This is a genomic window from Polyangium sp. 15x6, from assembly GCF_029960785.1.
Classification (GTDB): Bacteria; Myxococcota_A; Polyangia; order Polyangiales; family Polyangiaceae; genus Polyangium.
This window is the reverse complement of sequence record NZ_JASBQE010000004.1, coordinates 229,986-243,842: the sequence shown is the minus strand read 5'-3', so window position 1 is coordinate 243,842 and position 13,857 is coordinate 229,986. Positions and strand designations below refer to the sequence as shown.

Sequence of the window (13,857 nt, the reverse complement as noted above, 5' to 3'; positions counted from 1 at the left end):
CTCCTCGTCCCTGTGCGCCGTTGTTGGTCCATCCCACGTTCCATCCCCCGGATCGCGTGACAAACTTCACATTGATGCGCCAACCTCCCACGTTCAACCGGGATGAACGCGGAGATCCACGAGGGTTGTCGCGAGCTCGGCGAACCCCCGTCCCATGGCGGCCTGGGTCACATACTTCGGCGGAACGGGCAGCGTCTGCAAGTAGGCGCGCACGTTCGCCACACCGATCGTGGTCGTGAACGCCGCGAAGGCCGCCGCGTCGTTGCCGCTGTCGCCCACGAACGCGTGGGTCACCCGCGCGCGCGTAGGGTCTTCCCCGAAGGCCGCTTCGAGGAGGCGAAGCGTGCCCGTGGCCTTGTCGGCCGGATCGAAGGAGAGGTGCAGGTGCACGCTCGACGCGAGCGTGTGAACGCCGCGCCTCTCGGCCTCCGCGCGCATGGCCGCGACGTCCTCGGCCGGCGCGCGGCAGTGCTCGCCGATGTCGAGGGTCACGTCCGTGAAGCGAGCGCGGTTGTCGTCCGCGAGCGCCACGGTCGGAAAACGACGGCAGAGCTCCTCCGCGAGGGCCCAAAGCTCCGCGCGCCTCGATCCCGCCGCCGCGAGCTCCGTCGGGAACACAAGGCGCAAGCGAGCCGCGGAGGCGGGGCGCCGCTCTTTGACGAGGGCCACCGCGCCGTTCTCGGCGATCGCCGCGTCGAGCGGCCACTGCCGCACGAGCACCTCGGCCCATCCCCCGGGCCGCCCCGTGCACGCGACGAGCCGCATCCCCGCCTCCCGCAGCCGGAAGAGCGACGCATACGCGACCTCCGTGAGCTCGCCGTGATCGAGCAGCGTGTCATCGAGATCGAAGACGAGCGCGGCGAGCCCGCGCGCCTCCTCCGGTGGCATCGCGGCGAGCCCGAGCGGCGAAGTCGAGGTCGGCCCGGCCGTCACAGCGCCTCGAGCCGCGCGATCACGCTCTTCAGGTAGAGCCCCTCCGGGAACGCCGCGCTCACCGGGTGATCCGCGCCCTGGAAGTGCCGATCGAAGATGACCGCGTGCATGCGCGCCTCGCGCGCGCCGAGGGCGAGCGCGCGCGTGAGGTCGTCGATCGAGACCGCGCTCGAGCACGAGCTGAGCACGAGGATCCCGCCCGCCTTCGTGGCTCGACAGCCTGCGGAGGCGAGCGCCTTGTACACGCCGAGCGCGCCTTCCTTCGCGCCGCGCGTGGGCGAGAGCTTCGGCGGATCGCAGAGCACGATGTCGAAGCCGCCCTCGGCCGAGGCCCGTGACAGCGCCTGACGCGCGTCGTCGCGCTGGAAGTGGATCCGCCCGAGCAGCCCATTCTTCCGCGCGCACTCCGCGCCGACCTCGATCGCGAGCGCGCTCTCGTCGACCGCGACGACCTCCTTCGCGCCTCCGCGCGCCGCCGCCATCGCGAACGTCCCCACGAAGGAGAACGCGTCGAGCACGCGCCGCCCGTGCGCGAGCTGCTCGACCCGCGCCCGGAGCGCGCGTTGATCGAGGTAAAAGCCCGTCTTTTGCCCGAGCGCGAGCGGGATCTCGTACGAAAGCCCGCGCTCCAGGAACGAGAACCTGTCGACGCTCGCGTCTCCGCGGACCACCCCCGCGGACGCCTCGAAGCCCTCTTTCTTCGCGAGCTCGACCGAGGTGCGGTCGACGATCGCGCGCGGCGAGAGCATCTCGGAGAGCGCGTCGAACACGATACCTTCGCGCCGCTTCACGCCGATCGTGCCGATCTGCACCACGGCCACGTCCCCGAGGAGGTCGACGACGAGCCCCGGCAGCCCGTCCCCCTCGGCGTGGATCAGCCGGTAGGCCGTGGTCTCGTGCCCCGCGATGTGGTTCGGCAGGCCGAGATCGCGCCGGTGCTGGATCGCGCGTTCGATGCGGCGGCGGAAGAGCGCGCCGTCGATGGGCGCGTCGTCGCGGGTGTAGATGCGGACCGGGATCGCCGATCGGGGGGTGTAGAGGCCGTGACCCAGGGTCGCGCCGTGGGGGTCGATGACCTTGACCTCGTCGCCGGGGAGGGCGCCGCCTTCGATGCGGGCGATGGCCTGCGCGAAGACCCAGGGGTGTCCGGTCCAGACGGGCCTCACGTGGCCCGGCTTGAGGGTGACGACGGGGATGGGGGACCCTGACCTACGCGCCTCGGGGCGCGGAGGACTCGGGGCGGGGGCATTGGCGGATCTCGCGCGCGCGTTCATGGGCGTGCCGCTCCGGGTGCGTGTCCGGTCGAACGAATGAAGGCCGCCCCCCTCGGAAGGCGTACCGATGGGCGACGGGCTGGGGTATTCTTTCCTGTAGGCAGTCGCTTGGCCACTGTGTGAACCTTTCATCACAGCCCGCCGTGGCGGACGATGCACGCGAGTGCACCGAGATCTCGCGTGAACCGTCTCTCTCAGCGTGCTGGCCGATGGCACTCTGGTTGCTAGGCTGCAAGCACAAACGAGGAGTCGTCCCATGCGCCGCTTGACCCCTGCTTTCATCGTGGCTGCCGCTGCACTGAGCCAACCCGCCGTCGCGTTGGCGGACTGCCCGCCGGGCTCGTGGTTCTGCGCGGATGAGGCGCAAGCTCCCGCGCAGCCTCCGGCGGAAGTCGACACGCTCCCGCCTCCGCCGCCCGCCGTCGAGGTGATCGAAGAAGAAGAGGCGCTTCCGCCGCCGCCCGCGCGGCCCGCGCCCCAGGTTCGTCGCTCGCAACCGCCGGTCGTGATCTATCAACCCGCGCCGCAGCAGCCGCAGGTCGTGCAGCAGCAGCCGGCGCAGACGCAGATCATCATCGTCGCGCCGGGTGCCCGGACGCACGTGGTTCGTCGGCACCATCCGGCCGTTCGCGTCACGCCGCCTCCGCCGCCTCCGCCGCCGGCCCGCGTGATGGCCGCGCCCGCGCGCCTGCGCACGCCGATCGTGGCGCCCGCGAAGCGCCGCTGGCAGCCCGAGTGGGGCCTCAACCTGCGCCTGCAGGGCATCATGATGGGCGGCGATCACGACCGCCGCGACAACGGACAACAAGGCGCGCATCCCGACGCCGGGATGGGCGGCTTCGGGCTCGGCCTGCGATATCGCCCCGTGCCCGCGTTTGCCATCGAGGGCTCGTTCGACATCATCGGCGGGACCGACTTCAACGGCTTCGATCGCGTCGAGACCCCGTTCTCGTTGAACGGCATTCTCTACGTGAACCCGCGCAGCCGCGCGCAGTTTTACCTGACCGGCGGCGTGAACTGGTCGAGCGCGACGGTGCAGTCGGAGGACGCGGACCCGCGTTTGTCGCCGAACCCCGAGGGCAACAACTTCTCCGCGGAGTACAGCTACTTCGGCGGGCAAGGTGGCATCGGCCTCGAGTTCCGCGTCTCGCGCAGGCTCGCGCTCAACATCGACGCGCTCGCGTTCATCCGCAAGCGGACGGACGACAACGCCGAGACGGGCCCGGCCGAGTTCGTCGATCCGAACACGGGTCGCACGACGAACACCTCCGGCGGCGGCCTCTTCCGCGGCGGCATGACCTTCTGGTGGTGACGGCGCGCGCCGGCCTCCCGGCGCGCGGCCCCCGCCGCTGCTAGATCCTCTCCACGCGGCCCGGCCCTCTCTCCTCGCCGGGCCGCTTCTCCACCATGCAACGACTGCGGCGCCCCAAGGCCCTCCTCCTGGCCATCGCCGGGGGGATCCTCTTCGCCCTCACCTCCCCGCCGACCGACCTCTATCCCGCCGTGTTCCTCGGCCTCGCGCTGCTCGCGTGGTCGCTCGAGGACGCGCCGACGGTGTGGCGCGCGTTCGGCCGCGGCGCCGCGTGGGCGACGGCCGCGGGCATCGTGGGCCTGCGCTTCGTGCCGAGCGTGGTCCAGCGCTTCACGTCGCTCGGCTCGGCGAATTCGTACCTCGCGCTCGTCCTGCTCGCCGCGGGGCAATCCCTCATCTGGGCGATCGGCGCGGGCGCCACGCACCTCGTCCATCGCCGCGCGCGCGCGCCGTTCGTCCTCGCGTTTGCCGTCGGTGTGTTCGTCGCGGTCTCGCTTCCTTCGGTCTTCGCGTGGACGCCGGCCGGCCTCGTGAGCCCGTGGCCTGCGCTCGTGCAGCTCGCGGACATCGTCGGTGAACGCGGCGTGTCCGTGATCTTCGCCGTCTCCGCGGCCTTCCTCGCGCGTGCGCTCCAGGCGATGTTCGCGGAGGGCGCGACGTCGACGAAGGCGCGCTTCGGCAGGAAGACCACGGTGCCGCTCGCGATCGCCGTCGCGATCCCCGCGCTGCTCGGGATCCATGGCGCGCTCCGCATGCGCTTTCTCTCCACGCAGCCCTCGGTGGTGCGCACGGTCCGCGTCGCGCTCCTCAACCAGGCCGTCGGCCCAAAGGAGCGCTGGGATCCGAAGAACCACGCGGGGATCCTGCGCGATTTGCGGCGCCTCACGAAGGACGCCGAGGCGGGCGGCGTCGACCTCACGGTCTGGCCCGAGGCGGCTTATCCCTACCCGCTCATGCACGGCACGACGCAGGCGCCGCGCGGGCCACGCGGGATTCACGGTGACGGCGCGCGCGGGCCGATCCTGTTCGGGCTCATCATGCTGGAGAAGCCGACGGCCACGAGCCCCGGCATCGTCGAGACGAACAGCCGCAACTCCGCCACGCTCGTCCTGCCGGACGGCTCGCTCCAGCCCTCGTACGACAAGCTCAAGCTCCTCTGGTTCGGCGAGACCGTCCCGCTCGGCGCCTACCTCCCTTGGCTGCGCCGCATCTTCCAGGCGAGCGGCGGCCTCGTGCCCGGCACCGAGCCGACGGCGCTCGTGCTTCCCCACGCGGACGGCCTCGTGCGCATGGGCGTGCTCAACTGCTACGAGGACACGCTCCCGGGCGTCGGCTTGCGCATCACACGCGCGCTCCAGCCGAACCTGCTCGTGAACGTCACGAACGACGCCTGGTTCGTGGGCACCGCGGAGCCCGAGCTCCACGCGCGGCTCGCGGCCCTGCGCGCGATCGAGCATCGACTGGATCTCGTGCGCGCCGTGAACCTCGGCGTGCTCTCGTGGATCGACGCGCGCGGCGTCGTCGTCGCGCGGGACGCGTCCTCGTCGCCCTCCACGCTCGTCGCGACGCCCACGCTGCGTGACGGATCCCTCACGATCTACGGTCGGTTTGGGGACAAACCGCTCCGCTTCGGATTCGTGGCCGCGATCGCCACGTTCGTTTGGCGATCACGTCGCAAGTCGGATTCGAAAAACGAAACCGGCGCGAGCGATGAGGCTCGCGCCGGTTCCGGTGAAGCGGATACGTAGACCGAAGATTCGGTTACGCGCCCACCTGATCCTTGAGGCCCTTGACCGGCGTCGCGCGGACCTTGCGGCTCGCGGGCTTGCCCTTGATGGTCATGGGCTCCTTCGTGAACGGATTGACACCCTGCCGATCGGCGGTGGCGGGCGTCGCCTTCGCCTTGAGCTTGACGAGCCCCGGGATCGTGATTTCGCCCGGACCATCCGATCCGAGTTGCTTGGCCACGAGCGCCGAGAGCGCGTCGAGGACGCCACCCACGGCCTTCTTGTCGAGGCCGGTGCTCTCGGCGAGAGCGGCCGTGATCTGGGCTTTCGTCAGCTTGCTAAGAGGCATCCTGCCCTCCTCTTGGATCGCCGCCCGATATCGGTGACGACCGCATGAAATGGCTCTGTCCGAGCACGTCCTGGACGCGAGCGGGCGACCGTTTAACAGGCGAAGAGTGGCATCGCAAGGCAAAATCTCGCGAACGTCATCGGGGGGCACCTGCGACCCGCGCGCTCGCCGCCGCCTCGAGCTCCCGCGTCCGCGCCGTCATCTCGCGGTCCTCGGCATCCGTCCGGTGGTCGTACCCGACGAGGTGCAAAACGCCGTGCGCGAGCAGCATCGTGAGCTCGGCGAGCAGCGGGCGGCCTTGATCCGCGGCCTGTCGCCGCGCCGTGTCAATCGACAGGATCACGTCCCCGAGGGGCCCCTCATGGGGCCATCCCGCGCCGATCTCCGCGCCCTTCGCCCCCTTCGGCTTCCACCCGCGCGGCCGCTCGTGCAGCGGAAAAGAAAGGACGTCCGTAGGTTTGTCCTTGTGCCGGTACGAACGATTCAGCTCGTGGATCGTCGCGTCGTCGACGAGCGCGATGCTGAGCTCGACCCCCGAGAGCCCGAGGTGATCGAGCATCTTGCCGGCGCGGCGGCGGAGCACGACGGGCGAGGCGCCTTCGAACGGCCCCCCCCGCGTCGCGACCTCCACCACGTTCGGCGCGGGCGCGGGCGGGGCGGGTTTGCCCTTCTTCTTGGTCGCCACGGCTACGACTGCGGGATCTTCTTCGCGTCCGCGAGGAACTGCGCGAGCCCGATGTCGGTGAGCGGGTGCTTGAGGAGCTGCTTGATCACCTTGAGCGGCAGCGTCGCCACGTGCGCGCCGATCAACGCCGCCTGCACGAAATGCACGGGGTGGCGCACGCTCGCGGTGAGGACCTCGGTCTTGAACTCGTAGTTCCGGTAGATCTGCACGATCTGCTGGATGAGGTCCATGCCCTCGCCGGAGATGTCGTCGATCCGGCCGACGAACGGCGAGATGTACGTCGCGCCCGCCTTCGCGGCGAGCAGCGCCTGCGACGCGGAGAAGCAGAGCGTCACGTTCGTCTTGATGCCCTCGGCCGCGAAGATCCGGACCGCCTTCAGGCCCTCGTCGATGAGCGGTACCTTCACGACCACGTTCTTGTGGATCTTCGCGAGCTCCCGCCCTTCACGCAGGATCTCCTGAGCCTCCACGCCGACGACCTCGGCCGAGATGGGGCCATCGACCACCTCGCAGATCTCCGCGATCGCCACCTTCGTAGGCTTGCCCCCCTTCGAGAGGAGCGAGGGGTTGGTCGTCACGCCGTCGATGACGCCCATCGCCTGCGCCTCTTTGATCTCCGCGATGTCACCCGAGTCGATGAAGATCTTCATGCACGCTCTCCGCCGGGGTGCTTAGCGCGCGCGGCGCGGCGCGTCGATAGCGGAGCGATGGTGAGCGCGCCGCCCACGACGGCCGCGTCGATCCGGCGTAACGAACGCGTGACACCGTTCGTCAGGACGCGCGGACGTGCAGCCGGAAGGCTTTTTTTCGCGTAAGATGCATGCATGAGACCGCCGCACGCCCGCCCCTCGATCTTCCTTTGCACATTGGCCCTGACGCTCCCGCTCGCCGCGATGGCAGCCGGGTGCGGCGACGACAACAGCAGTACGAACACGACGAGCACCAGCAACACGGGCGGCGCAGGTGGGCAAGGCGGCGTCGGCGGGCAAGGGGGCGAGGGCGGCGCAGGTGGGCAGGGCGGCGTTGGCGGGCAGGGCGGCGCGGGCGGGCAAGGGGGACAAGGCGGCGGGGGCAGCGGCGGAGGCGCGCCGAGCGGCGTCGTGATCGAGTGTCCGGGCGAGCCGCTCACGCCGCCGGCCGCGGGCACGTGCGCGGTCGTGAAGCAGGGGACCACGGGCACGATCTTCCGCGGCACCGTGCTCGCGCCCGATCAGACGTTCCACCGCGGCGAGCTCGCGATCGACAAGACGGGCAGCATCGCCTGCGTCGACTGCGATTGCAGCGCCTCGCCCGCCGCGGCCGATCCCACGATCATCGAGTGCGCGGACGGCGTCATCTCGCCCGGGCTCATCAACGCGCACGATCACATCGGCTTCGCGAACAACCCGCCGAAGACGCACGACGGCATCCGCTACACGCACCGCCATCAATGGCGGAAGGGCGCGCCGGGGCTGCCGAAGATCTCGGTGGCCGGCGGCGCGAGCGGTGACGTCGTGCGCTTCGCGGAGCTGCGCTTCCTGATGAGCGGCGCGACCTCGACGCTCGGCGCCGGCGGTCAGGCGGGCCTGCTCCGCAACCTCGACGTGCAGGGCCGGAGTGAAGGCCTCCCGATCCCGCCCGCGGACTCCGACACGTTCCCGCTCGGCGACAGCGGCGGCCTCATGCTCGAGTCGGGCTGCAACTACCCCTCGCCCACGTCCGCCGCGTCGATCGCCGATCTGGAAGCGTACGTGCCGCACGTCAGCGAGGGCATCGATCGGGCCGCGCACAACGAGATCACCTGCCAGATCTCGGGCACGAACGACATCGTCCAGCCCCAGACGTCGATCGTTCACGCGATCGGCTTCCTCGCCGAGGACTTCGGCGAGATGCGCAAGGACTTCAGCACCGTCGTCTGGTCGCCGCGCTCGAACATCGATCTCTACGGCAACACCGCGAGCGTCACCCTGCTCGACACGCTCGGCGTGCCGATCGCGCTCGGCACCGACTGGGTGGCCTCGGGATCGATGAACCTCCTGCGCGAGCTGCGCTGCGCCGACGAGCTCAACACGCTCCACTACGACGGCCATTTCTCCGACTGGGAGCTCTGGCGCATGGTCACGACGAACGCCGCGCTCACCGCGGGCGCCGGTGACATCGTCGGCATGCTCAAGCCCGGCTACGTCGCCGACGTCACGATCTTCGACGGCAAGGATCGCAAGGATCACCGCGCCGTGATCGGCGCCGGCGTCGAGGACGTCGTGCTCGTCATGCGCGGCGGCAAGGCGCTCTACGGCGACGACGCGCTCGTGGCCGATCCGGGCGTCGGGGGCGCGGACTGCGAGACCTTGCCCGTCTGCGGGAGGGACAAGCGCGCGTGCGTCGCGAAGGACCTGAACGGCATCACGCTGAACCAGATCCGCACGGCCGGCGAGGCGTTCTACCCGCTCTTCTACTGCAACGACCAGACGCCGAGCCTCGAGCCGAGCTGCGTCCCCTGGCGCACGGAATACGCGAACGGCATCACGGCCGAGGACGACGACGGCGACGGCATCACGAACGACGTCGACAACTGCCCCAAGATCTTCAACCCGATCCGCCCGCTCGATCAGGGCGCGCAGGCGGACATCGACGGCGACAAGATCGGCGACGTCTGCGACGCGTGTCCCTTCGACGCGAACGACGCCTGCACCGCGCTCGACGCGAACGACATCGACGCCGACGGCGTGCCGAACGGCGGCGACAACTGCCCCGAGGCCGCAAACGCCGATCAGGCCGACGCGGACGCGGACGGCCACGGCGACGTCTGCGATCCGTGCGCCGAGCCGAACTTCGGCACGCCGGTCTGCCCGCCCAAGCCCACGCTCATCGAGGTCATCAGGAACCCGGCGCACCCCGAGCACCCGGCCGCGGGCTCGACCGTCGCGATCAAGGACGTCTACGTCACGGCGATCCGCCCGAACACGGGCAACAGCCGCGGCTTCTACGTGCAGGATACGTCGCTCAAGCCCTTCAGCGGCATCTTCGTCTTCACGGGCAGCACGGCGCCGCAGGTCCAGCTCGGCAACCGCGTCAGCGTCACGGGCAAGTACGAGGAGTACTTCGGCCTCGGCGAGATCACGAACGCGATCGTGACCGTCGACGACCCGGGCACGACGCTGCCGTTCGGCCCGATCGACGTCACCGAGCCCGCGACCATCGCGACGAACGGCATGTTCGCCGAGGGCTACGAGTCGATGCTCGTGCGCGTGGCGAACGTGGCGATCACGGTCGTGAACTCGGACGCGCCGAGCGACTACGACGAGTTCACGGTCACCGGCAACCTCCGCATCGACGACCAGATCACCGATGCGGCGCTGAACATGGGCCTCAACAACACGTGCGCGGTGGGCTCGCAGTTCACCTCGATCACCGGGGTCCACGGCTACTCGTTCAACAACTTCAAGCTCATGCCGCGCAGCAAGGCCGACGTCGTGTTCGTCGGCTGCGATCCGTTCGTCCCCTGAACGGTCCGCCTCCGAAAGGGGGATGCGCTCCGCATCCCCCTCCCCTCCTCCACGCTTTCAGCTCAAAGGTTCGTCGCGATCGCCGCGCCTACGAGGTTCGTCCCGCCGACGAGCACGGGCGTGGTGAACGCGCCGCTCTGCAGGCGCGCGTGCTGCGCCCTGCCGGTCGTGTCCACGTAGACGAGCTCCGCCTCCGCGTCGCCCGCGCCGAGCGCGAGCGCGGGCCTGCCGAGGGCCTTCGCTCCGAGGTTCTCCACGGGCGTGAAGGTCGCGCCGTCGAAGCGTGACCACCGGAGATTCCCCGTCGCCACCTCGCGGAACACGAGCAGCGCGCCTCCCGAAGGCAACGCGAGCAGCGCGGGATCCGTCGACTTCGCGTCGGTGATGTCGACCGGCGTCGCGCTCCACGTCCCGCCCTTGCGCGTGAGGAACGAGAGCTGCTTGTCCGCCGCGCGCGAGAAGACGATCACGAGCTCCGGGCCCTGCGCCGACGTGAGCGCCGCGATCGCGGGCGTGCTGTCGTCGACCCCCACGTCGTGCGGAGTCACCGCTTCCCACGTGCCTGCTGCGCGGCGCTGCGTGTACAGCTTCGAATCGTTCCACCCGTCGTTCGTGATCACCGGATCCATGCCGAGCACGGTGATCGCCGCGGCCGCATCTCCCAGGCTGTACGTGTCGGCTCCGACCTTGACCTCTTCGTTCGTCGGGGAGAACCCGCTGCCCGGCGTGTACGCGGCGTACCAGTACCGGTTGTTGCTCAGGTCCTGGTAGACGATGTGCGCCATGGCGCTCGACGCCGCGATCCCGGGCGTCGCGCGCGTCGTCACGCTCGCCCCCCCCACGTTCGTCACGAGGCCGAAGCCGCCCACCTCGGTCCAGGTCGATGCGCGGATCCGATCCTTCGTCGCGCCTTCGCTGCTGCGCAGGAGCGCGACGCCCGCCTTCTGGCCGGGCAGGATCACGAACGCTGGCGCGTCGGTGCTCTTCTCGGTCAGGGTCGACTCCATCGTCCAGCCGTCCTTCGACTGGAACCGCTTCGTGATGCCGCCCTGCGTCCCGATCGCGAACATCACGAGCGCCGGACACGCGGGGCAACCAGGCGCGTCGCAGCTCCCGGGCAAACCGGGTTCCACGGGACAACCGCCGCCCATGCCGCCGCTTCCACCCGCGCCGCCGACACCACCTGCGCCGCCGCTTCCACCCGCGCCGCCGACACCACCTGCGCCGCCGCTTCCACCCGCGCCGCCGACACCACCTGCGCCGCCGCTGCCCGAGCTCGACGACGACGCCGTCATGCCGCCGCTGCCGCTGCTCGACGAGCTCGTCTCTCCGACCTGCGCGTCCTCGATCGGGCAGCCGCAGAGCGCCACGCCGAGCAGCGCGAGCGTGATCCCTTGATAGTGCCCTCTCGCCATCGTCAGAACGCTCCCTGGAGCACGAGCCCGCCGCTCCCGCGCCCGACGTACGGCACGACGTGCATGCTCTGCGCCTGCGGTTTCTTCTGCGAGAGCCCGCGCGCGATGCCGAACACCGCCGCCCCGATCCCCGCCGCGCCGGCCGCCGTCAGGCCCACGAAGAGGTAAAAACTCCGGTCCTTGCGCGCGTTGTCCTCGTCGGGCCGATACTCTTTCGTTGGATCACAAACGGGTGGCGTGCCCGGACAGTTCGTCTGGATCCGCTCCTCGGCCGCCATCTGATCGAAGCGGAAGTACACGCCGCCGCCGACCGCCGCGAGCCCGAGCCCGCCCGCGATGTACGCCCACGCCGGCACGCCGCCCGATGCCGGGGCCGGCTTGGGTTTGTCCGGGGGCGGCGCCTTCTTCGGCGTCGCCGCCGCGGGCACGAGTGCGAGCTCCACCGTCGCCTTCTGGCCCTCCGCGAGCTCCACGGGCTTCTCGATCTTCTCGTACCCCGGCGCGCTCGCCTCGAACATGTGTTTGCCCGGGTCGAGCGGGATCGTCTCGCCGAGCGCCGCGAGCGGCAGGCGGATCCCGTCGCGCTCGACCTCGAGCCCCTCGGGCCGCGTGTTCACCACGAGCTCGACGTGCGCCAGGCGCGGCTCGATCGCCTCGATCCCCTCCTTCGCCACCTGCTCGAGCTGCTTCTTGCGCTCCTCGCCGAGCGTGTCCTGGTTGAGCTGCAGCGCGCGGCGGTAGTCGACGACCGCCTGCGCCAGCTTGCCCTCGTGCTCGCGACACTTCGCGATGTTGATGAGCGTGCTCGCCGCGGGGTTCAGCTCCATGCTCGCCTGGAACTTCGCGCAGCCCTCGTCCCAGTTGCCGTCGTTCACGAGCTTGCGGCCGCTCATGTAAAGCGCCTCGGCCGCCGCGGGATCCCGCGGTTGGTCCTCACCGAGCGCGCGCCCGGGACACGCCGAGACGATGAGCAGCACGGAAACGGCGAACGCTCGTTTTCGCGTCGCCGAGATCGGACGTTCAATATTCATCGAGCGGATTTTTCCCCTTGGGTGGGGTCTTCGACGTGCCGATGCCCGCGGGTTTGCCGCGGTTCCACCCGCTGGTCGAGGGGAGCGGAGAGACGGGTTTGTCCGAGGACGTCGGCGCGGCCGACGCGGCGGGCGTCGCCGCCGAAGACGAGGACGCAGGCTCCGACGCGGGCGCGGCCGACGCGGACGCCGCAGGCTCCGGGGGCGTCATCGGCTCGGCGCTCGAGAGCGCGGCCGGGAGGACGGCCGCGGGCGCGGGGGACGAGGCCGTCAGCGCGGGCGTCGGCGCCGGCGCCGCGGTGGGGAGCGTCGCGAAGGGCGCGGCGCCTCTCGGCCAGATCGCGAGCGCGGCGCCGACCGCCCCCACGCCCACGACGAGCAAGAGCAGCGCGAGGACGGGCGACACCGACGAACGCCGCTTGCTCGTTGGCGCCGACGGCGAGCTCAGCGGTTCGCCGCTCGATCGCGTGAGCGCGGGCGCCGACGGATCCGCGCCGGGCGAGGTCGACTCGCTCGGGGGCTCCAGCGACGAAGGCAGCGGCGACGCCCCGCTCGCCTCGATCGCCGCGACGTGCGGGGAGACGGGCGGCGCGGTCGCGGTGATCGCGGCGTCGGCGGGCGGCGGCTGCGAGAGGGGCAGCTCGCGCGCCGGTTCGAGCACGATCGAAGGCAGGATCGCGCGTGTCCCGGGCGGCGGGGCCGAGGCCGCGGGGGGTTTGACGTCGAACGCGTCGGCGAGCGCCGCGACCATGGTCACCGAGCCGTCGAAGCGCGTGCTCGGGTCGAGGGCGGTGGCCCGGGAAAACCAGGCGTCGAACGCCGCGGGCAGGCTCACGCCGAGCTCCTTCGCGCGCTCGCTCGCGGGCACCTGCGCGCCGCGCGCGACCAGCATCAGGTAGGGATAGAGCCCCTGGGCGCTCTTGCGCTCGCGTGCCCAGTACGGTTTGCCCACGAGCATCGTGAACGCGATGTGGGCGAGCGAGTACCTGTCGACGTGCGGTCCGATCGCGTCGCCGGCGATCTGCTCGGGGGCCATGTAGAGCGGCGAACCGACGCTTTTTGTCGTGTTCGAGCTCGCCGTTCCGTCGGCCACGATTTTCGCCACGCCGAAATCCAGGATCTTGAGCCGCGGCGAACCATCGTCCCTTCGCGTGAGGAACAGGTTCTCCGGCTTGAGATCGCGGTGGACGATGCCGGCGGCGTGCGTCCGATCGAGCGCGAGCGCGGCCTGGTGCAGGAGGGTGACGACTTCCTCGGGCGGCAGGCGCTTGCGCACCTTCAAGAGGGCGCCGATCTCCTCGCCCTTGAGGAGCTCCATCACGATGAACGGCATGCCGGTCGTTTCGTCCACGCCGGCGTCGAGCGTCTCGACGATGTGATCGCTCTCGATCCCGGCGGCGACCTTGGCTTCGAGCTCGAAGCGGGCCCGCATCTCGGGGTCGCTCACGAGGCTCGGCAGCATCACCTTCAACGCGCGGCGTCGCTCGGTGGTGTTCTGCAAGACCTCGTACACGGCGCCCATGCCGCCGGCCTTGATGCAGCGCACGACCTCGTAGGCGCCATGAAAGATGGCGCCCGTCGCGAGGACGGCGATGTCCGCGTCTCGGTTCCCGGCCATGGCCCCCCGAGGGTAGCAAAACCTCCCT

Annotated in this window: 11 protein-coding genes; 3 read left to right on the top strand and 8 right to left on the bottom strand. The window is 70.5% G+C overall.

Annotated features, from left to right (window positions below; genetic code table 11):
- Positions 1–93: 93 nt before the first annotated feature.
- On the bottom strand, positions 94–933 hold the full coding sequence (locus tag QHF83_RS05325) for an HAD-IIB family hydrolase (RefSeq protein ID WP_282416671.1): 840 nt from the start codon (positions 931–933) through the stop codon (positions 94–96).
- Complete coding sequence (locus QHF83_RS05320) at positions 930–2,207, bottom strand: class I SAM-dependent rRNA methyltransferase (RefSeq protein ID WP_282416670.1); 1,278 nt, start codon at positions 2,205–2,207, stop codon at positions 930–932. The genes QHF83_RS05325 and QHF83_RS05320 overlap by 4 nt, the downstream gene beginning before the upstream one ends.
- 256 nt (positions 2,208–2,463) lie before the next feature.
- On the opposite strand from QHF83_RS05320, the gene QHF83_RS05315 reads away from it, so the two are divergent.
- Together QHF83_RS05315 and lnt are read left to right on the top strand one after the other, a co-directional pair.
- Complete coding sequence (locus QHF83_RS05315) at positions 2,464–3,519, top strand: outer membrane beta-barrel protein (RefSeq protein ID WP_282416669.1); 1,056 nt, start codon at positions 2,464–2,466, stop codon at positions 3,517–3,519.
- A gap of 95 nt (positions 3,520–3,614) precedes the next feature.
- Entirely contained in the window at positions 3,615–5,267 is a 1,653-nt protein-coding gene (gene lnt, locus QHF83_RS05310) for an apolipoprotein N-acyltransferase (protein ID WP_282416668.1), read from the top strand.
- 13 nt (positions 5,268–5,280) lie between these two features.
- On the opposite strand, the gene QHF83_RS05305 is transcribed toward lnt, so the two are convergent.
- The 3 genes from QHF83_RS05305 to fsa all read right to left on the bottom strand — a co-directional run bounded on the left by QHF83_RS05305 (position 5,281) and on the right by fsa (position 6,930).
- Positions 5,281–5,595 carry an HU family DNA-binding protein gene (locus QHF83_RS05305; RefSeq protein ID WP_153822102.1) on the bottom strand — a complete coding sequence of 105 codons (315 nt, stop codon included), beginning with the start codon at positions 5,593–5,595 and terminating at the stop codon, positions 5,281–5,283.
- 136 nt (positions 5,596–5,731) lie between these two features.
- On the bottom strand, positions 5,732–6,280 hold the full coding sequence (ybeY, locus tag QHF83_RS05300) for an rRNA maturation RNase YbeY (RefSeq protein ID WP_282416667.1): 549 nt from the start codon (positions 6,278–6,280) through the stop codon (positions 5,732–5,734).
- A gap of 2 nt (positions 6,281–6,282) precedes the next feature.
- The gene (fsa, locus tag QHF83_RS05295; RefSeq protein ID WP_282416666.1) at positions 6,283–6,930 is read right to left on the bottom strand and encodes a fructose-6-phosphate aldolase; all 648 of its coding nucleotides are present in this window, start codon (positions 6,928–6,930) and stop codon (positions 6,283–6,285) included.
- A 174-nt stretch (positions 6,931–7,104) separates the two neighbouring features.
- Here fsa and QHF83_RS05290 point away from each other — a divergent pair, with 174 nt between their 5' ends.
- Entirely contained in the window at positions 7,105–9,765 is a 2,661-nt protein-coding gene (locus QHF83_RS05290) for a thrombospondin type 3 repeat-containing protein (protein ID WP_282416665.1), read from the top strand.
- A 62-nt stretch (positions 9,766–9,827) separates the two neighbouring features.
- On the opposite strand, the gene QHF83_RS05285 is transcribed toward QHF83_RS05290, so the two are convergent.
- From QHF83_RS05285 to QHF83_RS05275, 3 genes are read right to left on the bottom strand one after another with little or no spacing between them, the layout of a single operon-like run.
- Entirely contained in the window at positions 9,828–11,180 is a 1,353-nt protein-coding gene (locus tag QHF83_RS05285) for a hypothetical protein (RefSeq protein ID WP_282416664.1), read from the bottom strand.
- 2 nt (positions 11,181–11,182) lie between these two features.
- Entirely contained in the window at positions 11,183–12,211 is a 1,029-nt protein-coding gene (locus QHF83_RS05280) for a PEGA domain-containing protein (RefSeq protein ID WP_282416663.1), read from the bottom strand.
- On the bottom strand, positions 12,201–13,829 hold the full coding sequence (locus tag QHF83_RS05275) for a protein kinase (RefSeq protein ID WP_282416662.1): 1,629 nt from the start codon (positions 13,827–13,829) through the stop codon (positions 12,201–12,203). The genes QHF83_RS05280 and QHF83_RS05275 overlap by 11 nt, the downstream gene beginning before the upstream one ends.
- Between the last annotated feature and the right edge of the window lie 28 nt (positions 13,830–13,857).